Source organism: Sphingomonas sp. DC4900, assembly GCF_049896485.1.
Taxonomy (GTDB): domain Bacteria; phylum Pseudomonadota; class Alphaproteobacteria; order Sphingomonadales; family Sphingomonadaceae; genus Sphingomonas; species Sphingomonas aquatilis.
Window position 1 is genome coordinate 121,345 of the sequence record NZ_JAFCUK010000007.1, and the last position, 23,451, is coordinate 144,795.

Consider the following 23,451-nt stretch of genomic DNA (forward strand, 5'->3'; position numbering starts at 1 on the left):
AAGAGGCGCCGCCGCGTTCACTGGTGGCGCAGGGTCTTTTCGAAGCCTTCGTTCGCCTTCGTCATCTTGGCGACCTTGCGCAGATAGGTTCGGACGTGCCGTTCGAACCGGTCCTCGTCATTGAGGCCGGTCGCGGGATAGTCGTCCTGCGCGATCAATTGCTTGAGGCGGGCGGCAAAGGCGGCCTGGTCGGCCGTGCTATCGTCATCCTTCAGCGTGCGGCACACCCATTCCTCGGCCGCCGCCTTGTCGTAATCGTCGCGCGCGTCATAGCCTTGCCGGTCGGCCGCCGCCTGATCCAGCCGCGCGGCGGCGTGGCGACGGTCGAGCCATCGGCGCACCAACGCCGGGTCCCAAGGTTTCAACGAATCCGTCATGATAGTCCCCGATCGGTCCGCAGTGATCGGACCCTGTTCGCCGCTTTCCTTAGGACGCGGCGGATCGCTTCGCTACAGGCGGGGGCAATCGAAGCAATCGGATCGCGCTATGGCCAGACGTTCGAAATATGATCCCTACGATCACCTGCCCGCAGACGACGACACGCCGGCCGCGCCGCCGCCGTGCTGGTTGTGCGGCCGGCCGACGGGCAAGACCATCGTCTGGCATCATCCCGTGCCCAAGAGTCGTGGCGGCCGCGACGTCGTGCCGATGCATCCGATCTGCCAGCAGACGCTGACCGCGAACTTCACCAATTCCGAATTGCAGCGGCACGGCATGAACGTCGCGGGCCTGCTGGATCACCCCAATGTGCGCAAATTCGTCGATTGGGTGGCGAAGAAGGACCCCGATTTCACGGCGACGATCACGAAGAAGCAGCGCTGATCGCCGCCGCCCCGATCCGGCGGCGGGCTATGCGGGATCGTCGGTCGGGGCCTGGGATCGGCCGAAGAGCTTCCAGCCGAGCAGGACGGCCGCCAGCAGGCCGACGATCACCCAGGTGAGGTTGCCGAGCAGGCTGGCGATCGTCTGCACCTGATCGCTGAACGCACGGCCCAGCGACACGTAGATCACCAGCCACAGGACCTCGCCCGCGACGTCGAGCGCGAGGAAACGGGCCCAGGGATATTCGGTGAGGCCGCTGGTGACGTTGATCCACGGTCCGAGCGGCCCGATCAGCCAGCGGCTGAAGAAGATGCCCCATCCTGCCCATTTGCGCGAATAGGCCTCTGCCTGCTCGACCTTGTCCGCGCCGCCGATGCGCCTGGTCACCGCCGCGAGCAGGGGGCGCCCGCCGTAGCGCCCGAAGGCATAGCCGATCTGGTCGCCGATGACGGCGCCGGCCGAGCCCGCGGCGACGACGGGCCAGAACGACAATTCGCCCTGCGCGACGAACGATCCCATCGCCACCAGCGTCAGCGAGCTGGGGAAGGGCATGCCCGCCGCCGCCAGGATCATCGCGACGAACAATGCGGGCAGACCATAGGTCGTCAGCAGTTCGAGCAGTTGGTCGGTCATCGGGCGGGCGACGCCGATCGGGACGACGATCCGGACGAAGTTGATCCGGACGGGGCCACGGGCGGCGGTGGCGGGCCGGGGGGCGGATATGGCGGCCGGACGTGGACGATCGCATAGGTCAATTTCGCCTCGACCTGCGACATCGACCGGCCGCTGTCGCGCGCGATGCGGGCGAGCGGCCGGCGATCCGGCGTCGGCGGCAGGTTCAGCGCGGCATGCAGGATGTGCGGCGGGACGTGATAGGAATGCGCGACATAGCCGATCGTCATCCACGGCTCGATCGGTTCGTCGCGGTGCGCGTTCCAATACAGGGCGTCGCTGACCGTCCGCACCGCGTGATAGCCGGTGAACGCCAGGATCGCGACGAACAGCGCGATCAGGGCTTTGCGCCAGGGCTGTGTGCGGGTCATGTCCCCGCGATACGCCGGGCGGGGGCGGCGATCAACGTGGCGGCGTCATCCGGAGGCGGGGCTGGTGCGATGCCGGCTTGCCCCGAATGACGCCCTGCGGCCGTGTCAGGCGGATCGCAGGCCCAGCCATTGCGACGGGCCGGGGAGCCACCGCCTTGCGACCCCCTCGAACAACAGAACGAGGATCAGCGTCAGGCCGAACAGCGGCAGGTAGAGCGCGAGGGCGAGGATCGCGACGACCAGCCCGGCGCCGAACCGCGCCCGGCCGACGGGGATGGGCGCGCCGAGCAGACCGATCGGCCGCCGCCGCCACCACATGACCCCGCCCGACACCGACAAGAGGACGAGCAGCAGCGCGGTGGCGGTGCCGAGCAGCTGGTTGGCGAGGCCGAACAGCGCGCCCTCATGCGCCGCGATGCCATAGCCGATCACCCGATCGATCCAGTGGCGTTGCGCGAAATCGGTGCGGCTGACGATCCGACCGCTGGCGCCGTCGATCTTGAGCGTGCTGCGCAAGGGACGGTCTGCCGTGTCGGAGGCGACGGACCAGGGCGCGCCTGCCCGCGCGGGGGGCGTGATGAGCACCGGTCCGGCGAGCCCCAGCGGGCGGGTGGTCGCGATGACGCGGGCCAGATCGCCCGGGGACGGTGGCGGCGCCGGCATCGTCATGCCGCCATGCCCGGCATGCTCGCCCGACGCGGCATCCGCCTTGGGAGCCTTGCCGCCGATCGTCCAGTCCACCGGGCCCCGCGACGTGCCGGTGACCTGGCGGACCTGGGTGAGGTAGGTTCCCCACCCCTTGGCCCAGGGCAGGCCGGTGAGGATCAGCCCCAGCGCGAAAACCGTGACCCAGATGCCCGCCGTCGCATGGAGGTCGCGCCAGAACAGGCGTCCCCGTGCGCGCAGCCGTGGGTAGAGGATTCCGGCGAGGCCGCGCCGCCCGCGCGGCCACCACAGATACAGGCCGGTCAGCAGCATCACGATCGCCCAGCAGGCGGCGATCTCCACGAGGTAGCTGCCGGCCGCCCCGGCGAGCAATTCGCCGTGCAGGCGGAAAACGACGCGCATGGGGCGCTGCTCTTCGGTCACGACCCCCAGCACGGCGAGCGAGTGGGGATCGAGGTAGACGCGCCGGTCTGCGCCGTCGCGGGTGACGAGCACGCGGACCGCGGCGTCGGGGCGTTCGGGCATCACATATTTGCGTAAGGTGGCGCCGGGCACGGCGTGCAATGCGGCGGCGACCTGTGCGTCGGGCGAGGCCGGCGCGCCCGCGACGGGCAGGCGATCATAGGGGCGGTCGAGCCAGGATTCGATCTGCGGGCGCCACAGATAGATCGTGCCGGTGAGTGCCAGCCAGATCACGAACGGGATGCAGAACAGCCCCGCGTAAAAGTGCCAGCGCCAGACCGACGAATAGAAGCCGCCTGCCTGGGTGGCGCGGCCCTGCGTGTCGCTTGCCATCAGAACCGTCCCTTGATGCCGGCGTAGATCGTGCGGGGCTGGCCCGCATAGACCGAGCCGGTGACGCCGCGCAGCACCGTTGGCGGATTGAGCGTGCCGTTCGCGGCCAGGCTGTTGGCGATGATCGAGGCGGAGCCGACATAGGTCCTGTCGGTCAGATTCTCTAGCGAGGCGTAGAAGGACAGGCGCGACCACCAGCCGGCGCCGGCGGGGGGATCGTAATGCAGGTTCAGATTGACCAGCGCATAGCCCGGCACGCGCAGCGAATTGGCATTGTCGATCCAGTAGCGCGAACGCCACGTCACCTCGGCGAACCCGCCCAGTCCGGCAAGCGGACCGGCAGGGCGGTCATATCCGGTTCGAAGGTTGGCGAAGGTGGGGATCACCCCCGGAATGCGGTTGCCGTCGCGGTCGAACACCGCCGACACCGCGCCCGACGTCAGCCGCTCGAGATATTGGGTGTAGCGCTGGTCGTTGTAGCTGTAATTGCCGCGGACATAGCCGCCCTCGACCAGATCGGGACGCCATTCCACCGCCAGTTCGACGCCGCGGTGGATCGACCGCGGCACGTTGGTGGTGAACGACAACAGGTTGACGCCGGCCGACTGGCTGACCTGTTCGTTGCGGAACCATTCGTAATAGCCGGTCAGTTCGGCGGTGAGCGTGCGGCCGAGGCGCAGCTCGCCGCCCAAGTCGACGCCGGTGTTCTTCTGGGTCTTCAGCGCGACATTGTCGCCCGGCACGCCGGCGGGCGTGACGAACAGCTGGCCGGCTTGCGGGATGCCATAAGCGGTTCCCACGCGCGCGTGCAGGCGCAGGGCCGGATCCGCCTGCCAGACGAGCGAGGCTTCAGGGGCGACATTGCCGAACCGGCGCAGCGCCGGCACGACCGTCATCGTCGGGTTCGCACCGACCGGATAGGTGTAGGCGGTCTGGCGCATGTTGATGATCGAGCGTTCCGCGCCGATGCCCGCCACGAAGGTGAGCGTCGGGGTCAGCCGCAATTCCTCGCGCGCGCGGATGCCGAGGTTGCGCACGTCGCCGAACACGGTCTGAGTCGGTGCGCCGATGCCGTTGCGGCCGGCGGGCGTCTTGTTGAACGAAAAGCTCTGGTTATCGAGATAGCCGTAGAACAGGCCGACGAAGCTGACCGCATCCATGCCGAACAGCCGCCCGCGGTTCGTGACGTCCGAACTGATTGCATAGCTGTCCAGCGTCCCCTTGAAGGGGGTGGCGCCGGTCGGCTGGTTGACGACGCGGCTGTCGAACAGCGCCTGCGTGCGCCATGTCGTCGCCGACGACAGGTCATGCTCCCAGCGCGCGCCGACGATCGTCCGGCGATCGTTGCGGGCGAGATCGCCCTCGGTCGCGGTCTGGGCGATGCGGGTGCCGTTGATCCCGTTCACCAGGACCGAGATCGTGCCGCATCCCGGCGCGGCGGTCGCCGCCTGCTCGCACCCTTGTTGATAGGGGTTGGCGGCGAACTGGTTGAACGACAGCCGTGTCGACAGGCGGAACTCGCCCTCGTTGTAGATGAGCTTGCCGGTCAGCCGGTCGCGATCCGACAGCGCGACGGTCGCGAGCGCGTTGATCGTGCCCGTCTCATAGCCGGTATGGCCCGTCGCGCCGTTGGCGCGCACGAAGCTGCCGAACAGCGCATAGTCCTGGTCGGCATTGCCGTGGCCGATCGTCGCATAGGCGTTGAGATAGCCGTAGCTGCCAGCGTCCAGCCCCAGCTGGGCCCCCTGGATGTCGCGGCCGCGGCGGGTGCGGAAGTTGATCGCGCCCTCGATCGCGTAATTGCCGTACCGGGCGGACGATGGCCCGCGGACGACGTCGACCGCGCCATAGGCGTGCGGATCGGTGAGGTCGAAGCGGGCGAGGCCGTCGGGCTGGGTGACCGGGAAGTCGTCTTCGAACACCTGGATGTTGCGTGCGCCGAAGCTGTTGCGCGCGTTGGAGCCGCGGATCGACACGCCCACGTCGCGCGGGCCGTTGCCGCCGATCACCGTCACGCCGGGCGAGAGCTTGACGATGTCCGCGATGGTGCGCGCCGGCGTGTTGCGAAAATCGCGATCCGAGATGGTGGTGTCGGTCTGGCCCGTGACCTGGGTGGTGAGCGTCAGTGCGCGTCCCGTGACGATGATGTCGCCGGGCGCGGCTTGCGTGTCGATGGGCGTGGACGCCAACGGCGTCGGCGTGGTGGCAGGCGCCGGCGCGTCGAGCTTGCGCAATTCGGCGTCGATGGCGTCGCGCTGGCGCAGCAATTCGGCGCGGCGCGGGTCGGTGGATTGGGCAGACGCCGACGACGCGGCGAGCGCGACCAGCGAGGCCGCGGCAAGATACTGGAATGAAGGCACGATGATCCCCTGAAAGCATCAGGCGCCGTGCCGCCCGATGGGCGGCCGGCAGCCGAAACCGCGCGCGATTCGAACGATCGCCTGCGGCACGGGCGAGGGGAACGCCGCGGGGCGTCCCGTCTCGCCATCGATCAGGCGGTGGCGGGTGGCGCGCGCAGCGGGGGGCGGAGGCGGGTGAACTGCCGCGGGGCGGGCGGAACGACCGTCCGGAAGACGGTCGCGACGATGAAGGCGACGACCAGCGCGAGCAGCAGCGGATCGGCGCCGCTCATCGCGGGCGCGTTGAGGCCGGCGAAGGCGCAGGGCTGCTCCGCCTTGCCGTGATCCGGCTTGTCGTCGTGATGCGCCATGCCGGGCATCGCCATGGTCATCGTCACCGGGCCATAGCCCGAGCAGATCTCGATCGTGATCGCGCCGTTCGACGAGCCCAGCATATAGCCGTTGGGCACGACGATTTTCATCAGCAGCGTCAAGGCGATCAGCCAGACGGCCAACCAGCGATGATGCAGGACATGATGGCGTATCGCGCTCACCGAACCGCCCTATCGCCCGATGGTGCCGCCGTCACCTTGCATTTTGGTAGGAGCGCGATGCGCCGGCGTGCCGTCAGCCGAACAACGGCTTCAGCGGGTTGCCGATCAGCCCGCTGACCATCGCCGCCTGGATGCGTGTTGCCGGCCACAGTTTCGACACGGGGCCGACGATCCGGTCGCGGACGAACGGGAGCGCGTGACTGTCGGACTGGTAGACGGGGGTGAACAGCGCGGTGAGGGCCTGGTACAGGCGCACGTGCCGCCGGCGCATCGCGATCGCCTGGCCCAGCGCCGCGGCCACGTCCGGCGATTGTCGCAACGCCAGCGCGAGCGCATAGGCATCGAGCAGCGCCATGTTGGCGCCTTGTCCCAATTGCGGGCTGGCCGAATGCCAGGCGTCGCCGATGTGGATCATGCCCGCCTCCGCCGGCGTCGGCAGCGTCCGGTGGGCGTAGCGGGCGAAGGTGAGCTGGTCGGGGGAGCGGATCTGGTCGAGCAAGGCGCGCGTCGCGGGCCATAAGGCAGAGACTTCCGCCTTCCAGGCATCGAGCCCCGCCGCCTGCCATTCGGCGAGGCGATCGGCGCGCAGCGACCAGAAGAGCGCGGCCTGCTGGCGCGGGTCGCCCGGAAACCGCCCGATCGGCAGCACGCCGACCATCACGCTCGCCCGCCGGTAGCGCTGTTCGAGCGCAGCGGGATCGAAGCCGGCATCGGCGGGCCAGTCGAGCGTTCCCCACAGGGCGCCATAAGCGAGCGTGCGGCCGCAGGGCGGCGCCAGCGGTGTGCGCGTGCCGAGCGCGTCGACGATGAGGTCGAACGGGCCGATCCGGCGGCCGCCCTCCAGCAGCAGGACGCGACGGTCGCCGGCGGTGAGGTCGCTGCCCGACACCGCGCAGCCGGTTTCGATCGCGATCCCCTCGGCGGCGACGGCCTGATGCAGCAGTGCGAACAGCGTCGCGCGATGAACGCCGACACCGAACCCGGCCCGCTTGCCGAGCGCGGCATAGCGGACGGAGAGGACGACGCGGCCGCTGCGTCCCGCCTCGCCATGCAGGCGGTCGATGCGGGCACCATGGTCGAGCAGGGCGTCGGCCAGCCCCAATGCGCGCAGGACCGCGAAACCGGTCGGCTGGATCATCAGCCCCGATCCCACGGGGCGGGGTGCATCGAACCGCTCGAACAACGTGACATGATGGCCGTCGCGATGCAGCAGCAACGCGGTGGCGAGGCCCGCCGGGCCGCAGCCGGCAATCGCGATGTGAAGACGCCGCATCGCGCCAGCCTAATCGCCCGGCGGCGTCGCGCCATCCTTTTCGATTCTGGTGGGTGCCGGCCGCGGTTCACACCGCCAGATCGTTTGCGTCGACATGCGCGGCGATCTCGCCGGCGGTGGTCCACCAGATGCGCGGATCGTTCGCGGCCCGGAGCTCGGTCAGCACGCGGGCGAGGGCGGGCGTGCGATGCGCCTGTCCCATGATGTACGGGTGGAGCGCGATGCCGAGCACCACGGGGCGGCGGTCGCATTCCGACAGCAATTGCTCGACGGCGGCGCGGATCATGCCGGCGAACGTCTCCGCCTCCTGCCGGCGAGCGATGATCGCGGGGATGTCGTTGATCTCCTGCGAATAGGGGACCGACAGCAGCCCGCCGTGCGCGGTCGACAGCCGCGTCGGCTGGTCGTCGTGCGCCCAGTCCAGCACGTAGCGATAGCCCTGCTGCGCTAGCAGGTCTGGCGTCTGGTCGCTTTCGGAAATCCAGGGGCCGAGCCACCCCGTCGGGCGGACGCCCAACGCGGCAAGCCGCTCGGTAACGTCGCCGATCATCGTCGCTTCGCGCCGGCCCGACAGGTCGCCCTGCGCCGTGGCGTTCGTCGCGCCATGCGCCGCAATCTCGTCGCCACGGTCGCGGCACGCCTCGGCCAGGCCAGGGCAGGCATCGAGCACGTCCGCGTTGACCAGCGCCGTGGTGCGCAGGTCGAGCCGGTCGAAGAGATCGAACAGCCGCCACGCGCCGACGCGATTGCCGTAATCGCGCCAGGCATAGTTCATGACGTCGGGATCGGTCTGCGCCGGGGCCAGCTCGGCACCCAGGCCGCTGCCGAACTGGAACACCTCGTAATTGACGCCCAGATAGATGGCGAGGCGGCCACCATTGGGCCAATCGTAGACAGGGCGATCGGTGATCGGGCGATAGGCGTAGCGGTCGTGATGCGAGCTCATCCGCCGGTAACGCGTCGCGGGCGGCTTGGGCCCAAATCGCCGGTCGTCGCATGGGCTGGAACGTCCGCGCGCGTGGCTCGCTGTAGCGGCAGGTGATTACAGGAGGTCAGACGTGGGCACGGATAGCGGACGGACGACGGACAACGGCGGCGGTCGATTGGGTCGCGGTGCGGCGCTGGCGTCGGTCGCCGCCGTGCTGGGGATCAGCGCGCTGGTGGGGCGTCGCAATGCGCCCGACGCGACGCATCCGGGCGTGCGGCGCTGGTATCGCAAGCTCGACAAGCCGGGCTTCACCCCGCCCGACGCCGCCTTTGGCGCGGTGTGGCCGGTGCTGGAAACGGGGCTGGCGGTGGGCGGCTATCGCCTGTTGCGCAGCCCATCGGGGGCGAGCCGCAATGCGGCGGTCGGCCTGTGGCTGGTCAACAGCGCGCTGATCGGCGGGTGGACGCAGCTGTTCTTTCGCGAGCGGCAGTTGGGTGCGAGCGCGGCGGTGTCGGGCGCGATGGTGGCGACGGGCGCGGCCTATGTCGCCACCGCCGTACGCGTCGACCGGCCGGCGGCGGCGCTGGCCGTGCCCTTCGTTGGCTGGCTCGGCTTTGCGACGTTGCTGGCCGGGCGGATCTGGCGCGACAATCCGGCGGAGGGGCGATGCGCCGCGTAACCGTATGGCATGACGGCCAGTGTCCGCTGTGCCGGCGCGAGATCGCCATGATGCGCCGGCTGGACCGGCGCGGCCGGATCGACTTCGTCGACGTCGCCGGCCCGGGGACCTGCCCGATCGACCGCAGCGCGATGCTGGCGCGCTTCCACGCGCGCGAGGGCGACGGGCCGTTGCTGTCGGGGGCCGCCGCCTTCGCGGCGATGTGGCGGGCGATCCCGCTGCTGCGCCCGCTGGGCATCGCGGCGCGCAACCCCGTCGTGCTGGCGGTGCTGGAGCGCGCCTATCGCGGATTCCTGCGGGTGCGGCCGCGCCTGCAACGCTGGCTGCGGCGGCGCGAGGCCCGCGCATGAGGCCGTGGCGTGATCCCGTTGGTCCGGGGCAGCAGAGCGTCTGGGACTTTCCGCGGCCCGCGGTGGCGGAGGCGAGCGACCGGCACGTCCGGATCGAGCATCGCGGCGTCGTGGTGGCGGATACCCGTGTGCCGGTCCGCACGCTGGAGACCAGTCATCCGCCGAGCTGGTACATCCCGCCGGCCGATATCACGCCCGGCGTGCTGATCCCGTCCGACCGGCGATCCTTCTGCGAATGGAAGGGGCATGCGGTGTACTGGCATGTGCAGGTCGGCGACGTCCGGCTGACCGATGTCGCCTGGAGCTATCCCGATCCGACACGCGGCTTCGCGATCCTGCGCGACCATGTCGCGTTCTACGCCGGGCCGTTCGACCGCTGCCTGGTCGATGGCGAGCAGGTGATCCCGCAGCCGGGCGGCTTCTATGGCGGGTGGATCACAGCGGATCTGGCGGGGCCGTTCAAGGGCGTGCCGGGCAGCATGGGCTGGTAGGCCGGGCGCCGCTTGCGGAACGGCGGTTCGCGTTGCAGTTTCGGTCGCCGTGCCTGGAGTGACCGCATGACCGAGGATTTCATCGCCGCCTTGCCCAAGGCCGAACTGCACCTGCACATCGAGGGCAGTCTGGAGCCCGAGCTGATGTTCGCGCTGGCCAAGCGCAACGGTGTCGCGATCCCCTATGCGTCGGTGGAGGCGGTGCGCGCGGCCTATGCCTTTTCCAACCTTCAGGATTTCCTCGACATCTATTATGCCGGGGCAGACGTGCTGCGCACGCGCGCCGATTTCCACGATCTGGCCGCTGCCTATTTCGACCGGGCCGCGGCGGATGGCGTGGTGCATGCCGAGATCATGTTCGATCCGCAGACGCACACCGCGCGCGGCATTCCCTTTGCCGAGGTGATCGAGGGGCTGCTCTCTGCGATGGCGGAGGCAGAAGCGCGGCATGGCATGACCAGCGCGCTGATCATGAGCTTCCTGCGCCACCTGAGCGAGGAGGAGGCGTTTGCGACGCTGGAGGAGGCGACGCCGTGGCTCGACCGGATCACCGCGGTGGGTCTCGATTCGTCCGAGGTCGGCCATCCGCCAGAGAAGTTCGCGCGCGTCTTCGCCGCCGCCCGCGCGAAGGGGCTGAAGCTGGTCGCGCATGCCGGGGAGGAGGGGCCGCCGGAGTACGTCCGCCAGGCGCTCGACCTGCTCGACGTGGACCGGATCGATCATGGCAACCGCTCGCTGGAGGACGCCGCCTTGGTCGCGCGGCTGGCGGACGAGGGGATGACGCTGACGGTATGCCCGCTGTCGAACCTGAAACTGTGCGTCGTCGATCGGATCGAGGATCACCCGATCGATGCGATGCTGGCACAGGGGCTGCGCGCGACGATCAATTCGGACGATCCCGCCTATTTCGGCGGCTATGTCGCGGACAATTACCGCGCGGTGGCGGCGGCGCGGGGGCTGGATCGCCAAGCGCTGGCGACGCTGGCGCGCAACAGCTTTACCGGATCGTTCCTGCCGCCGGACGCGGTGGCGGCGCATCTGGCGCGGCTGGACGCCTTCGTTGCGGCGGCTTGAGGCAGCCAGCGTTAAAAACATACGGAAAACATACGCCCTGACCCGATAATCGCTCTCGAAACCCTACGGACGCACGGCCTAATTGCCTTGCCCGCAGGAGGATCCGGCGCCCGTTCGCGGCGCCCGGATCCTCCGTTCGTGGGAGGTTCGATTTCGTGCGTATCCGTTATTGTTTTGCCGTCGCCCTGCTGCCGATCGCGGCGCCCGCTTATGCCCAGAGCGCCGACACCGCGCCGCCGCCGGCCGTCACCGTCAGCGGATCGGCCGCGATCCTGTCCGACTATCGCCTGCGCGGCATCTCGCAGACCGACGAGCATATGGCGGTGCAGGCCGGGCTTACCGTCGCGCATAAGAGCGGCGTCTATGTCGGCGCCTGGGCGTCGAACCTTGCCGGCTGGGGCACGTTCGGCGGCGCCAATATGGAGCTGGACCTGATCGGCGGGTACAAGACCAAGATCAGCCCCACCGGCACGCTCGACGTCGGGCTGACCTGGTACATGTATCCGGGCGGCGCCAACAAGACCGACTATGCCGAACCCTATGTGAAGCTGTCGGGCACCACCGGCCCGGTGTCGCTGACCGCGGGTGCGGCCTATGCGCCCAAGCAGCAGGCGATCGGCAAATGGTACGATAACGGCGCCAGTGCGGCGGCGGGCGTCTACGACCATCCCGGCGCGAAGAGCGACAATCTGTACGTCTGGGGCGACGGCGCGGCGGCGATCCACGGGACGCCGTTCACCGCCAAGGCGCATATCGGCCACAGCTGGGGCATGGACGGCCTGGGTCCCAATGCCACCGCGCCGACGCCGACCGGCGATTATTGGGACTGGTCGCTGGGCGTCGACACCAGCTGGCGCAACCTGACGCTGGGCGTCGCCTGGATCGATACGAACATCTCGGACCGTGACGCCGCCTATCTGCGGCCGAGCTTCAGCAAGGGACAGGACGGCACCGGCAACATCGCCGGCAGCACCGCGCTCGTCTCGCTCACCGCCGCCTTCTGAACGGGGAGACCTTTCCATGCAGGATATCATCTGGCTGTCGATCATCGGCGGGCTGTCGGCGCTGACGCTGGCCTATGCCCGCCTGTGCGACAAAGCGTGAGGGCGCGACCATGACCATCGACCTGTGGCTCGCCGCCGCCTGCGCGCTCGGCCTGCTCGCCTATCTGGTGGCGGTATTGCTCCGCCCCGAACGCTTCTGAAGGGAGCGCCGTCATGACCATCCAGGGTTGGGGCCTGATCCTCGCCTTCGTCGCGGTGCTGCTCGCCCTCGTCAAGCCGGTCGGCCTGTGGCTGTTCGCGCTGTACGAGGGGCGACGCACGCCGCTCCATGCCGTGCTCGGCCCCGTCGAGCGCGGCTTCTATCGTCTGTCGGGCATCGACCCGGCGGAAGAGCAGGGCTGGCGCCGCTACGCCGTCCATATGCTGCTGTTCAATATCGCGCTGATGCTGTTCACTTATGCCATCTTGCGCTTGCAGGCGGTGCTGCCGCTCAACCCGCTGCATTATGCGGGCGTGGGCGCGGACGATGCGTTCAACACCGCGATCAGCTTCACCACCAACACCAACTGGCAATGGTATGCGGGTGAATCGACGCTGTCGAACCTCAGCCAGATGCTGGCGCTGACCATCCACAATTTCACGTCGGCGGCGACGGGCATCGCGCTGGCCTTCGCACTGTTCCGCGGGTTCGCGCGGCGGCAGGCGAATGGCATTGGCAACTTCTGGGCCGACATGACCCGGATCACCCTGTACCTGCTGCTGCCGGCGTGCATCGTCTACACGATCTTCCTGATCGCGAGCGGCGTGCCGCAGACGCTGGCCGGTTCGGTCGACGTGACGACGCTGGAAGGGCTGCGCCAGACGCTGGCGCTCGGCCCGGTCGCCAGCCAGGAAGCGATCAAGATGCTCGGCACCAACGGTGGCGGCTTCTTCAACGCCAATAGCGCGCACCCGTTCGAAAACCCCGGCGCGCTGGTCAACTTCGTGCAGATGGCGTCGATCTTCGTGATCGGCATGGGCCTGACCTGGACGTTCGGCAAGGCGGTGGGCGACACGCGGCAGGGCTGGGCGATCCTGGCGGCGATGATGCTGCTGTTCCTGGCCGGCGTCGGTGTCACCTATTGGCAGGAAGCGGCGGGCAATCCGGTGCTGCACCATCTGGGCGTTGCGGGCGGCAACATGGAGGGCAAGGAGGTGCGCTTCGGCATCGCCGCGTCCGCCCTGTTCTCGGTCGTCACGACGGCGGCGTCGTGTGGCGCGGTCAATGCGATGCACGACAGCTTCACCGCGCTGGGCGGCATGATCCCGCTGATCAACATGCAGCTGGGCGAAGTGGTGGTCGGCGGCGTCGGTGCCGGTATCTATGGCTTCCTGCTGTTCGCCATCCTCGCCGTCTTCGTCGCCGGCCTGATGGTCGGGCGCACGCCCGAATATGTCGGCAAGAAGATCGAGGCGCGCGAGGTGAAGCTCGCCGTGCTGGCGATCGCAGTGCTGCCGCTGGTGATCCTGGGCGGCACGGCGCTGTCGGCGGTCGCGCAGGCGGGCCTCGCCGGGCCGCTCAACAAGGGGCCGCATGGCTTCAGCGAGATCCTGTACGCCTTCACCAGCGCGGTCGGGAACAACGGATCGGCCTTTGCCGGCCTGACCGCGGGTACGCCCTGGTACAATGGCCTGCTGGGCGTCGCGATGTGGATCGGGCGGTTCTTCGTGATCGTACCGATGCTGGCGATCGCCGGCAGCCTGGCCGCCAAGCGCCACACGCCGGCGGGCGCGGGATCCTTCCCGACCACCGGCGGCCTGTGGGTCGGCCTGCTGGTCGGCATCATCCTGGTGCTGGGCGGCCTCACCTTCCTGCCGAGCCTCGCCCTCGGTCCCATTGCCGATCATCTCGCGATGATCGGTGGCCAGCTTTCGTAAGGGGCGCCGTCATCATGGCCCAGACACGCAACGCATCCTTGTTCACCGCAGAGCTGATCGTGCCGGCGATCCGCGATGCCTTCGTCAAACTCGATCCCCGGCAGCTGATCCGTAACCCCGTCATGTTCACCACCGCGGTCGTCGCGGTGCTGCTGACCGTCCTGCTGGCGGTGGGGCAGGACGGCCTGTCGACCGGCTTCAAGCTACAGCTCGTCGTCTGGCTGTGGCTGACGGTGCTGTTCGGCACCTTCGCCGAGGCGCTGGCGGAAGGCCGCGGCAAGGCACAGGCGGCCAGCCTGCGCGATGCCAAGGCCGAACTGAAGGCCAAACGGCTGATCGGCGTCGGCGACGCCTGGGAACTGGTGGCCGGCACGCGGCTGAGCGTCGGCGACGTCGTGCTGGTCGAGACGGGCGACCTGATCCCGTCCGACGGCGAGGTCATCCAGGGCGTCGCATCGGTCAACGAAGCCGCGATCACCGGCGAGAGTGCGCCGGTGATCCGCGAGGCGGGCGGCGACCGGTCGGCGGTGACGGCGGGCACGCGCGTCATCTCCGATTCGATCAAGGTGCGCGTCACCGTCGAGCCGGGGCAGGGCTTCCTCGATCGCATGATCGCGCTGGTCGAGGGCGCCGAGCGGCAGAAGACGCCGAACGAGATCGCGCTCACTATCCTGCTGACCGGCCTGACGATCATCTTCCTGATCGCGGTCGCGACCATTCCGGGCTTCGCCAGCTATGCCGGCGGGTCGATCCCGGTCGCGATCCTGGCGGCGCTGCTGATCACGCTGATCCCGACGACGATCGCCGCGTTGCTGTCTGCGATCGGCATTGCGGGGATGGACCGGCTGGTGCGCTTCAACGTGCTCGCCAAGTCGGGTCGCGCGGTGGAGGCGGCGGGCGATATCGACGTGCTGCTGCTCGACAAGACCGGGACGATCACCATCGGCGACCGCCAGGCGAGCGAGTTCCGCAGCGTCGGCGGCGCGAGCGCCGAAGACCTCGCCGAAGCCGCGCTGCTCGCCAGCCTGGCGGACGAGACGCCCGAAGGCCGGTCGATCGTCGTGCTGGCGCGCGAGCGCTTCGGCCAGACGGCGACGTTGCCGGACCATGCCGAGGTGATCGCCTTTACCGCCCAGACCCGCGTGTCGGGCGTGCGGATCGGCGACACGCTGATCCAGAAGGGCGCGGTCGATTCGATCCTGCGCGCCAATCCGGGCAGCGGCGAAACCGCGGCGGCGACCGAATTGCGCCGCATCACCGACGAGATCGCCCGTGCCGGTGGCACGCCGCTGGCGGTGGCGAAGGACGGCCGGTTGCTCGGCGCGATCTTCCTGAAGGACGTGGTGAAGGCGGGCATCCGCGAACGCTTTGCCGAGCTGCGCCAGATGGGCATCCGCACGGTGATGATCACCGGCGACAATCCGCTGACCGCGGCGGCGATCGCGGCAGAGGCGGGGGTCGACGATTTCCTCGCCCAGGCGACGCCCGAGGACAAGCTGGACCTGATCCGCAAGGAACAGACCGGCGGGCGGCTGGTCGCGATGTGCGGCGACGGCACCAACGACGCGCCGGCCCTCGCGCAGGCGGACGTCGGCGTCGCGATGAACACCGGCACGCAGGCCGCGCGCGAGGCGGGCAATATGGTCGACCTGGACAGTGACCCCACCAAGCTGATCGAGGTCGTCGGCCTCGGCAAGCAGCTGCTGATGACGCGGGGCGCGCTGACGACTTTCTCGGTCGCCAATGACGTCGCCAAATATTTCGCGATCATCCCGGCGATGTTCGTCGCGCTCTATCCGGGGCTGGGTGTGCTCAACGTGATGGGGCTGACGACGCCGCAGAGCGCGATCCTGTCGGCGATCATCTTCAACGCGCTGATCATCCCAGCATTGGTGCCGCTGGCGCTGAAGGGCGTGACCTATCGCCCGATGGGGGCGGGGCCGCTGCTGGCACGCAACCTGGCGATCTATGGCCTGGGCGGGCTGCTCGCGCCGTTCATCGGAATCAAGCTGATCGACATCGTCGTCGGTGGCCTCGGACTGGCCTGAGGAGTAGAGATAATGGGTAAGGATTTCTCTTCGGCCTTGCGGCCGGCGATCGTGATGACACTGTTGTTCGCGGCATTGCTCGGCATCGTCTATCCGCTGGCGATGACCGGCGTCGGCCAGATCGTCTTCCCCCATCAGGCGAACGGCAGCCTGATCGAACAGGGCGGGCGCGTGATCGGGTCGGACGTCATCGGGCAGGCGTTCACGTCGGATCGCTATTTCCAGACGCGCCCCTCCGCGGCGGGCAAGGGCTATGACGGCATGGCGTCGAGCGGATCGAACCTCGGCCCGGCGAGCAAGGCACTGGCCGATCGCGTGACCGCCGATGTGGCGAAGCGTCGGGCGGAGGGCGTGACGGGGCCGATCCCCGCCGATCTCGTCACCACCAGCGGATCGGGCCTCGACCCCGATCTGTCGCCGGAGGCAGCGCTGGCGCAGGCCCCCCGCATCGCGCGCGTCCGCGGCCTGCCGGTGGCACGCATCGAGGCGCTGGTTGCCGCGGCGACCGAGGCCCCCGTGCTGGGTGAACCGCATGTAAATGTGCTTGCACTCAACCGCGCGCTCGACGCATCCCGCAGGTGATGAGCGACGGCCGGCCCGACCCCCAGGCATTGCTGCGTCAGGCGGCGCAGGAGGGTCGCGGCCGCCTGAAGATATTCCTCGGGGCGGCACCGGGCGTCGGCAAGACGTTCGAGATGCTGTCCGAAGGGAAGGCGCGGGCGCGCGAGGGCGTCGATGTCGTCGTCGGCGTGGTCGAGACGCACGGCCGCGCCGAGACGGAGGCGCTGACCCGCGGGTTCGAGATCCTGCCGCGCCTCGCCATCCCCTATGAGGGGCGGACGCTGCACGAGATGGACCTCGATGCGCTGATCGCCCGCGCGCCCCGCCTCGCGCTGGTCGACGAGCTGGCGCATACCAATGCGCCGGGCAGCCGCCACCCCAAGCGCCATCAGGACGTCGAGGAACTGCTCGCTGCGGGGATCGACGTCTATTCGACGATCAACATCCAGCATGTCGAAAGCCTCAACGACATCGTCGCGGGCTTCACTCACGTCCGGGTGCGCGAAACGGTGCCCGACAGCGTGCTGGAGGCGGCCGAGATCGAGGTCGTCGACATTCCGCCCGACGAGCTGATCGAGCGGCTGAAGGCGGGCAAGGTCTATCTGCCGCAGGAAGCGACGCGCGCGCTCCAGCACTTTTTCTCCAAATCCAATCTGTCGGCGTTGCGCGAACTGGCGCTGACCCGCGCCGCACAGGCGGTCGATGCGCAGATGCTGGAGCATGTCCGCGCGCTGGGCGTCGGCGGCACCTGGGCGGGGGCGGAGCGGATCGTCGTCGCGATCAACGAACTGGCGGGCGGCGAGGGGCTGGTGCGCGCGGGCAAGCGCGTCGCGGACGGCCTGCGCGGGCCGTGGACGGCACTGTTCATCGAGACGCCGCGCGTCGCCGCGTTCAGCGATGCGCAGCACGCCCGCGTCGCGGCGGCGATGACGCTGGCGACGCAGCTGGGTGCGACGGTCGTGACCGTTCCGGCGGCGGGGGTGGTCGAGGGGATCAAGGCCTATCTGGCCGATGCGCGCGCGACGCAGCTGATCGTCGGCAAGTCGCGGCGGTCGCGCTGGTTCGAGCTGCGCCACGGATCGGTGGTCGACCGGCTGGTGCGCGAGACGCCGGGCGTGACCGTCCACGTGCTGCCGGTTGCCGGTGGTGCGGCGAAGCCCGAACGCCTGCCGCGCCGGCGTGGCGCATGGGGCACGCGGCTGGGCTATGTCGCGACCAGCGCGATGATCGCGGGCGTCACCGGCGCCGGCACCGCGCTGTTCCGCGTGCTGCAGCTCGGCAACGTCGGCATGCTGTACCTGCTGCCGGTGATGGCGGCGGCGAGCCTGTTCGGGCTGCGCACCGGCCTGTTCGCGGGGCTGGCATCCAGCCTCGCCTATAACTTCTTCTTTCTGCCGCCCACCGGCACGTTCACGATCAGCAATCCCGAAAACGTCATTTCGGTGTTCGTGCTGCTGGGTGTCGCCTTCGTCACCAGCCATCTCGCCGCGCGGGTGCGCGCGCAGGCGGACCTCGCCAGCCAGAGCGCGCGGACCAATGCGGCGCTGACCGGCTTCCTGCGGCAGCTGACCGAACTGGCCGACGATGCGGCGGTGAAGCGCGCCACCTGTCGCGAAATCGCGCATATCCTCGACGTGCATAGCGTGCTGCTCGGTGCGGGCGCCGGCGGATTGGACGTACAGGCCGCCGATGCGGAAGGCTATCAACTCGGCACGCTCGACCTCGCCGCGGCGCAATGGGCGTTCGACAATGCGACGACGACGGGGCGCGGATCGGGCACGCTGACCGCATCGGACTGGGTGTTCCACCCGCTGTCGCATGCCGGGCGGACGCTGGCGGTGCTGGGCCTCGCGCGCGATGGTGGCGGCGATCCGGTGCGCGCCGACCAATTGCCCTTGCTGACCAGCCTGATCGATCAGGCGGCGATGGTGCTGGAACGGCTGCGGCTGGAGGGCGAGATGCGCGACGTCGAGACGATCCGCACCCGCGATCGCCTGCGCGGCGCCTTGCTGTCGTCGGTCAGCCACGACCTGCGCACGCCGCTGACCGCGGTGAAGGCCGCCGCCGTCGAATTGCGCCACGGCGTGACACCGGATCTGGTCACGACGATCGAGGTCGAGACGCGGCGGCTGGACCGGTTCGTCGCCAATTTGCTCGACATGGCGCGGATCGAGGCGGGGGCGCTGACGCTGGCGATCGAGCCGACCGACCTTGCCGATGCGGTGACGGGCGCGGCGCATGATGCGCGCGCCGCGCTCGCCGGTCATGCGACCCGGCTGGACGTGCCGCCCGATCTGCCACTGGTCCGCTGCGACGCGCAATTGCTGCATCATTGCCTGCTCAACCTGCTCGACAATGCCGGGCGCTATGCCGATCCGGGCACGGCGATCCGCATCGTCGGTGCGCATCGTGGTGCGACCTTGCGGCTGTCGGTGGTCGACGAGGGGCCGGGCCTGCCGCCGGGAGCGGAAAGCGCGATCTTCGACACGTTCCGCCGGTTCGACGGATCGGATCGCTCGGCCGGGGGCACGGGGCTGGGCCTCGCCATCGTCAAGGCGTTTGCGGAGGCGATGGGCGTCGGCGTGGAGGCCGCCAATCGTGACGATGGCGCGGGCGCGCGATTTACGCTGGTCTTCCCGTCCGCGACGATCGTACGCGACGCCATGGTCGAGGGGCAGGTCTGATGGCGCGCGTGCTGGTGGTGGACGACGAACCGGCGATCCGGCGGTTGCTCCGCCAGACGCTGGAGCGCGCCGGCCACGACGTGATCGACGCCGCCGATGCGCGCGCGGCGCTGGCCGCGGTGGCGCAGGACGCGCCGGACGCGGTGCTGCTCGACCTGGGGCTGCCGGGGCGGGACGGGTTGGAACTGGTGCCGGTCATCGCGCGGACGCCGGGGGTCGCACTGCTGGTCGTCTCCGCACGCGATACGACCGAGGACAAGGTCGCCGCACTCGATCTCGGCGCGGACGATTACGTGACCAAGCCGTTCGACAGCGAGGAATTGCTCGCCCGCCTGCGCGTCGCGCTCCGGCGCAGCGAGGCGAAGGGCGGCGGTTTGGTGCGCGCGGGCGAGGTGACGATCGATCCCGCCGCGCACCGCGTCGAACGCGCGGGCGCGGAGGTGCATCTGACCCGCAAGGAATATGAGGTGCTGACGCTGCTCGCCGACCATGCCGGGCGCGTCGTGACGCACAAACTGATCCTGCAGCGCGTGTGGGGCGGCCACGATCCGAAGGTGGAATATCTCCGCATCGTGATCCGCAACCTGCGCCAGAAGCTGGAGGCGCCGCATGCCGTCGGCAGCCTGATCGCGAACGAACAGGGGATTGGCTATCGGCTGATCGGGTAGGCTTTTTCGCTGGCACGGTGTCGCCCTCACCCTTCCGCGCCTTCGGCGCTCCTTCCCTCTCCCAACGGGAGAGGGAAGAGCCGGCAAAGCCAGCGAAGGGTGAGGGTGATGTCAGCCGGTCCTGGATATCACGCGGCCTCGTGCCCTTCCGCCAGCGCACGGTCGATATCCGCTGCGCTGTGGCGTTCGGCGAGGAAGGTGCCGGGCGCGCCGGTCAGGCGATTGACGATGCGGCCGCGGCGGACGCCGTCGCGTGCGGCGATCGTATCGGTCCAGCGGCGGACGTTCGGATAATCCTCGACCGACAGGAACTTCTGCGCGCTGTAGATGCCGTCCATCAGCCCGCCGTACCAAGGCCACGCCGCGATATCGGCGATCGTATAGTCGTCGCCCGCGAGGAATGCGTTGTCGGCCAGCCGCGTGTCGAGCACGTGCAGCTGACGCTTGGCCTCCATCGCATAGCGGTCGATCGCATATTCGATGCGGAAGGGCGCATAGGCATAAAAATGGCCGAAGCCGCCGCCGACGAAGGGCGCCGAGCCCATTTGCCACATCAGCCAGTTGAGCGTTTCGACCCGCGCCGGGCCTGAGGCGGGCAGGAACGCGCCGAAGCTTTCGGCGAGGTGGATCAGGATCGATCCGCTTTCGAACAGGTGCAGCGGCGGATCGCTGCGGCGGTCGAGCAGCGCCGGGATTTTCGAATTGGGATTGATCGCGACGAAGCCGCTGCCGAACTGGTCGCCCTTGCCGATCTCGATCGGCCAGGCGTCATAGTCCGCGCCCGCATGGCCGGCGGCGAGCAGCTCTTCGAGCATGATCGTCACCTTCTGCCCGTTGGGCGTGCCCAACGAATAGAGTTGCAGGCCATGGTCGCCAGTGGGGAGGTCACGCTGCTGCGTCGCGCCGGAGATGGGGCGGTTGATGCTGGCGAACTGGCCGCCGTTGCCCGGGTTCCACGTCCATACCTCGGGCGGGACGTAGCCGGCGGGCTGGTTGTTGGCACTGGTGTCGTCGGCCATCGATCGGGCTCCTCATGGGTCGGGCGCTGAACGCGCGAAAGGGGGTTTGGCGCCGTCAGGGGATCGTGAGGCGGAAACGGGTCGGCGCATCGGAGGCTAGCGTCAACGTGCCGCCATGCCCCAGCGCGATCTGCCGCGCGAGGCTGAGGCCCACACCGGTGCCGTCCGCCTTGGTGGTATGAAAGGGGCGGAAGATGCGGGCGACGGCGTCTGCGGGAACACCGGCGCCATTGTCCTCTATCTCGATGGCCAGCGTGTCGTCTGCCGTGATGCGCAGCGCCACCAGCGCCCCGGCGGCGTGCGCGGCGGTGGCCGCTTCGGCGGCGTTCTGTAGCAGCGCCCAGACCGCCTGCACGATCTGGTCGCGATCGAGCGTCCAGGCGCCGGCATCCGCCGCCACCGACAGTGCGACGGCGGGCCAACGCGTGGCGAACAGGCGCGCGAGATCGTCCGTCAGCTCGCCCACCGGCACCGCACGCCGCGTGGGTTCCGGCAGGCGGGCGATGGCGCGATAGGCTTCGGTGAAGCGCTGCAACCCCTCCGCTCGGCGCGCGAGCGTGTCGAGGATCTCGCGCAGCAAGGCCACATCGACCTCGGGCCGCGCGACCGCGACGGCGCCGCTTTCGGCGAGCGAGGCGATGGGGGCGAGGCCGTTGAGCAGTTCGTGCCCCAGCACCTGGATCATCTCGGCACTGGCGCGGGCTTCGGCGGCGCGCTCCTCCTGTTCGATGTCGATCAGCGCGGCGACGTCCTGCCCATTGGCGACGCGCACGCGGTCGATCCGCCAGCCCCGGCCTTCGTGGCGCAGATGGGTGGCGGTGGCATCGGTCAGCGCCGGCGGCACGGGCAGGATACGGTCGTCGGTCGCGAACAGGCGCCGTGCGGCGCGATTGAGCGCACGCGCGGCGGTCGCGTCGATCGCCAGCAGCGGCGTCGGCGCGGCGTCGAGCAACAGGCGCAGGACCAGCCCGTCGGCGTCGTCGGTCCGTGCCGGGTCCGGTCGAACTACGTTGCGCGGGCGTGCCACGAGCCACCAGTTGAGCGCGGCGAGCCACAGCGCTACCAGCGCTGCGCCAGCGCCCAGGCCCCATGTGCCCTGCCGCCAGGCGAGCGCCGCGACGATGCCCGCCACGACCAGTCCGAGGCTGAGGGCGATGGGCGAGGGGCCGCGCCTAGAGACCATAGCGCGCCATCCGCCGATACAGCGCGCCGCGGCTGAGGCCGAGCGCCGTCGCCGCCTGCGTGACATTGTGGCGATGTTCGCGCAGCGCCGCCTCGATCATCGCGCGTTCCGCATCGCTGAGCGCGAAGTTCGCCTCTGGCGCGGCGGGGACCGCACTGTCCGCGATCGGGGCGGGGGGTGCAATGAGCGCGGCATCGAGGATGCCATCGTCCGACAGCAGCACCGCGCGTTCGATCGCCAGCGCGAGGCCGCGGACCTCGTCCGGCCAGACGGCGCTGCGGATCGCCGTGACCGCGGCGTCGGTGAACCGGACCGGCGGCCGCACGAACCGCTCGGCGGCGAGGCGCGCGAAATGGCGCGCGAGCAGCACGGCATCGTCGCCGCGCGCGCCGAGCGGCGGCATCACTACCTCCACCGTTGCCAGCCGGCGTTGCAGGGCGGGGGACAGCGCCGTGACGCTGGACGCGATCGCGATGCAGCGGATGCCGGCGGGCAGCCGCTGGGCAAGTCGATCCTGTGCGAACGCGTCCAGCCCGTCCGGGTGGCGCAGGATCACGGTGCCTTCGGCCGTATCAAACGACGCCCAGGCGGCGGGATCGCGCAGGTCGATCGTGATCGGCGCCCGCGTGGCCCATGGCGAGGCGGCGTGGATCGCCAGCGCGGCGAGCGTCCGACCGCTTCCGGCGGGGCCGGTGATGGTGACGCCCGCGGGGGTCGGCGCGATGCGGCGGATCAGCGCGCGCACCCGCTCCATCGCCGCGCTATCGCCGAGCAGGCGGGCGGGTTCGGCTCCGGCGGATTGCGGCGATGCCGGCGCCGCTGCCGCCCCGCGCAGGATCGCCCCCTCGACGCGGGCGAGCAGGTCCGCGTTGCGCCACGGCTTCATCGCGAAATCGCGTGCGCCCGCCTGCATCGCCGCGACCGCGATGCGGATACCGCTGTGCGCGGTCAGTACGATGACGCAGGCGGCCGGATCGTCGGCCATGATCCGCGCGAGGCAGGCGAGACCCTGTTCGCCGCTCGATTCCCCCGGCGTGAAGTTGAGATCGAGCAGGATCGCGTCGTAGCGCTGCGTCGCGAGGCGCGACATCGCCTCCTCCGGCCCCTTGGCACCGTCCAGCCGGTGGCCAGCCATGCGAAAGGCGATGTCCATCGCGCCGAACACCGCCGGATTGTCGTCGATCAGCAGAATCGTCCGTCCGGTTGACACGCCGTCCGACCGTCCATTTCCGGACAGTGCGTCCGCTTGCGAACGGTCGCCGTCCGATGTTTGATGTGAAAGTCTAGCATTCATAACGGTTTAGGCTTTTCGGCTGTTCGCGGCGACACTGGCGCCATGATGACCGAACCGTC

At 69.5% G+C, this 23,451-nt stretch carries 23 protein-coding genes; 12 read left to right on the forward strand and 11 right to left on the reverse strand.

Going from position 1 to position 23,451, the window contains the following annotated elements:
- Positions 1-17 precede the first annotated feature (17 nt).
- A complete protein-coding gene (locus ACP690_RS10180) occupies positions 18-377 on the reverse strand; it encodes a hypothetical protein (protein WP_426260999.1) in 360 nt (119 codons plus the stop codon).
- 109 nt (positions 378-486) lie between these two features.
- Between ACP690_RS10180 and ACP690_RS10185 the strand changes: the two genes are divergently transcribed.
- Positions 487-822, forward strand: a complete 336-nt coding sequence (locus ACP690_RS10185) for a hypothetical protein (protein ID WP_017978023.1) — start codon at positions 487-489, stop codon at positions 820-822.
- Positions 823-849: 27 nt separating this feature from the next.
- Here the strand turns inward: ACP690_RS10185 and ACP690_RS10190 are convergent, their stop codons facing one another.
- The 7 genes from ACP690_RS10190 to ACP690_RS10220 all read right to left on the reverse strand — a co-directional run bounded on the left by ACP690_RS10190 (position 850) and on the right by ACP690_RS10220 (position 8,438).
- The gene (locus tag ACP690_RS10190; protein ID WP_426260998.1) at positions 850-1,455 is read right to left on the reverse strand and encodes a DedA family protein; all 606 of its coding nucleotides are present in this window, start codon (positions 1,453-1,455) and stop codon (positions 850-852) included.
- The gene (locus tag ACP690_RS10195) at positions 1,452-1,865 is read right to left on the reverse strand and encodes a hypothetical protein (protein WP_426260997.1); all 414 of its coding nucleotides are present in this window, start codon (positions 1,863-1,865) and stop codon (positions 1,452-1,454) included. Before ACP690_RS10195 ends, ACP690_RS10190 begins: the two co-directional genes overlap by 4 nt.
- A gap of 105 nt (positions 1,866-1,970) precedes the next feature.
- Positions 1,971-3,326 carry a PepSY-associated TM helix domain-containing protein gene (locus ACP690_RS10200; RefSeq protein WP_426260996.1) on the reverse strand — a complete coding sequence of 452 codons (1,356 nt, stop codon included), beginning with the start codon at positions 3,324-3,326 and terminating at the stop codon, positions 1,971-1,973.
- Positions 3,326-5,686, reverse strand: coding sequence for a TonB-dependent receptor family protein (locus ACP690_RS10205; protein ID WP_426260995.1), 2,361 nt, complete (start codon positions 5,684-5,686; stop codon positions 3,326-3,328). The genes ACP690_RS10200 and ACP690_RS10205 overlap by 1 nt, the downstream gene beginning before the upstream one ends.
- A 131-nt stretch (positions 5,687-5,817) precedes the next feature.
- The gene (locus ACP690_RS10210; protein WP_043059100.1) at positions 5,818-6,219 is read right to left on the reverse strand and encodes a DUF2946 family protein; all 402 of its coding nucleotides are present in this window, start codon (positions 6,217-6,219) and stop codon (positions 5,818-5,820) included.
- 73 nt (positions 6,220-6,292) lie between these two features.
- Positions 6,293-7,492, reverse strand: coding sequence for an FAD-dependent oxidoreductase (locus ACP690_RS10215; protein WP_426260994.1), 1,200 nt, complete (start codon positions 7,490-7,492; stop codon positions 6,293-6,295).
- A 67-nt stretch (positions 7,493-7,559) separates the two neighbouring features.
- Positions 7,560-8,438 carry a polysaccharide deacetylase family protein gene (locus ACP690_RS10220; RefSeq protein ID WP_426260993.1) on the reverse strand — a complete coding sequence of 293 codons (879 nt, stop codon included), beginning with the start codon at positions 8,436-8,438 and terminating at the stop codon, positions 7,560-7,562.
- Positions 8,439-8,550: 112 nt separating this feature from the next.
- Here ACP690_RS10220 and ACP690_RS10225 point away from each other — a divergent pair, with 112 nt between their 5' ends.
- The 11 genes from ACP690_RS10225 to ACP690_RS10275 all read left to right on the forward strand — a co-directional run bounded on the left by ACP690_RS10225 (position 8,551) and on the right by ACP690_RS10275 (position 19,896).
- Positions 8,551-9,099 (forward strand): TspO/MBR family protein, encoded by a 549-nt coding sequence (locus tag ACP690_RS10225; RefSeq protein WP_426260992.1) that lies wholly within the window; start codon positions 8,551-8,553, stop codon positions 9,097-9,099.
- Entirely contained in the window at positions 9,087-9,449 is a 363-nt protein-coding gene (locus ACP690_RS10230) for a thiol-disulfide oxidoreductase DCC family protein (RefSeq protein WP_426260991.1), read from the forward strand. Before ACP690_RS10225 ends, ACP690_RS10230 begins: the two co-directional genes overlap by 13 nt.
- The gene (locus ACP690_RS10235) at positions 9,446-9,940 is read left to right on the forward strand and encodes a DUF427 domain-containing protein (RefSeq protein WP_426260990.1); all 495 of its coding nucleotides are present in this window, start codon (positions 9,446-9,448) and stop codon (positions 9,938-9,940) included. The genes ACP690_RS10230 and ACP690_RS10235 overlap by 4 nt, the downstream gene beginning before the upstream one ends.
- A gap of 66 nt (positions 9,941-10,006) precedes the next feature.
- The gene (locus ACP690_RS10240) at positions 10,007-11,014 is read left to right on the forward strand and encodes an adenosine deaminase (RefSeq protein WP_426260989.1); all 1,008 of its coding nucleotides are present in this window, start codon (positions 10,007-10,009) and stop codon (positions 11,012-11,014) included.
- 155 nt (positions 11,015-11,169) lie between these two features.
- Positions 11,170-12,018 carry a TorF family putative porin gene (locus ACP690_RS10245; protein ID WP_426260988.1) on the forward strand — a complete coding sequence of 283 codons (849 nt, stop codon included), beginning with the start codon at positions 11,170-11,172 and terminating at the stop codon, positions 12,016-12,018.
- Between the two features lie 110 nt (positions 12,019-12,128).
- The gene (kdpF, locus tag ACP690_RS10250) at positions 12,129-12,218 is read left to right on the forward strand and encodes a K(+)-transporting ATPase subunit F (RefSeq protein ID WP_017978036.1); all 90 of its coding nucleotides are present in this window, start codon (positions 12,129-12,131) and stop codon (positions 12,216-12,218) included.
- 13 nt (positions 12,219-12,231) lie between these two features.
- Positions 12,232-13,935, forward strand: a complete 1,704-nt coding sequence (gene kdpA / locus ACP690_RS10255) for a potassium-transporting ATPase subunit KdpA (protein ID WP_426260987.1) — start codon at positions 12,232-12,234, stop codon at positions 13,933-13,935.
- Between the two features lie 14 nt (positions 13,936-13,949).
- Positions 13,950-15,983, forward strand: coding sequence for a potassium-transporting ATPase subunit KdpB (kdpB, locus tag ACP690_RS10260; protein ID WP_017978038.1), 2,034 nt, complete (start codon positions 13,950-13,952; stop codon positions 15,981-15,983).
- Between the two features lie 12 nt (positions 15,984-15,995).
- The gene (kdpC, locus tag ACP690_RS10265) at positions 15,996-16,565 is read left to right on the forward strand and encodes a potassium-transporting ATPase subunit KdpC (RefSeq protein WP_426260986.1); all 570 of its coding nucleotides are present in this window, start codon (positions 15,996-15,998) and stop codon (positions 16,563-16,565) included.
- Complete coding sequence (locus ACP690_RS10270; protein WP_426260985.1) at positions 16,565-19,228, forward strand: DUF4118 domain-containing protein; 2,664 nt, start codon at positions 16,565-16,567, stop codon at positions 19,226-19,228. The genes kdpC and ACP690_RS10270 overlap by 1 nt, the downstream gene beginning before the upstream one ends.
- Entirely contained in the window at positions 19,228-19,896 is a 669-nt protein-coding gene (locus ACP690_RS10275) for a response regulator transcription factor (protein WP_426260984.1), read from the forward strand. Before ACP690_RS10270 ends, ACP690_RS10275 begins: the two co-directional genes overlap by 1 nt.
- A gap of 128 nt (positions 19,897-20,024) precedes the next feature.
- On the opposite strand, the gene yghU is transcribed toward ACP690_RS10275, so the two are convergent.
- From yghU to ACP690_RS10290, 3 genes are read right to left on the reverse strand one after another with little or no spacing between them, the layout of a single operon-like run.
- A complete protein-coding gene (yghU, locus tag ACP690_RS10280) occupies positions 20,025-20,915 on the reverse strand; it encodes a glutathione-dependent disulfide-bond oxidoreductase (RefSeq protein WP_426260983.1) in 891 nt (296 codons plus the stop codon).
- A gap of 55 nt (positions 20,916-20,970) precedes the next feature.
- Positions 20,971-22,098: a sensor histidine kinase gene (locus ACP690_RS10285; protein ID WP_426260982.1), complete on the reverse strand. Its 1,128-nt coding sequence runs from the start codon at positions 22,096-22,098 to the stop codon at positions 20,971-20,973.
- Positions 22,088-23,308: a sigma-54-dependent transcriptional regulator gene (locus ACP690_RS10290; protein ID WP_426260981.1), complete on the reverse strand. Its 1,221-nt coding sequence runs from the start codon at positions 23,306-23,308 to the stop codon at positions 22,088-22,090. Before ACP690_RS10290 ends, ACP690_RS10285 begins: the two co-directional genes overlap by 11 nt.
- Positions 23,309-23,451: the final 143 nt, after the last annotated feature.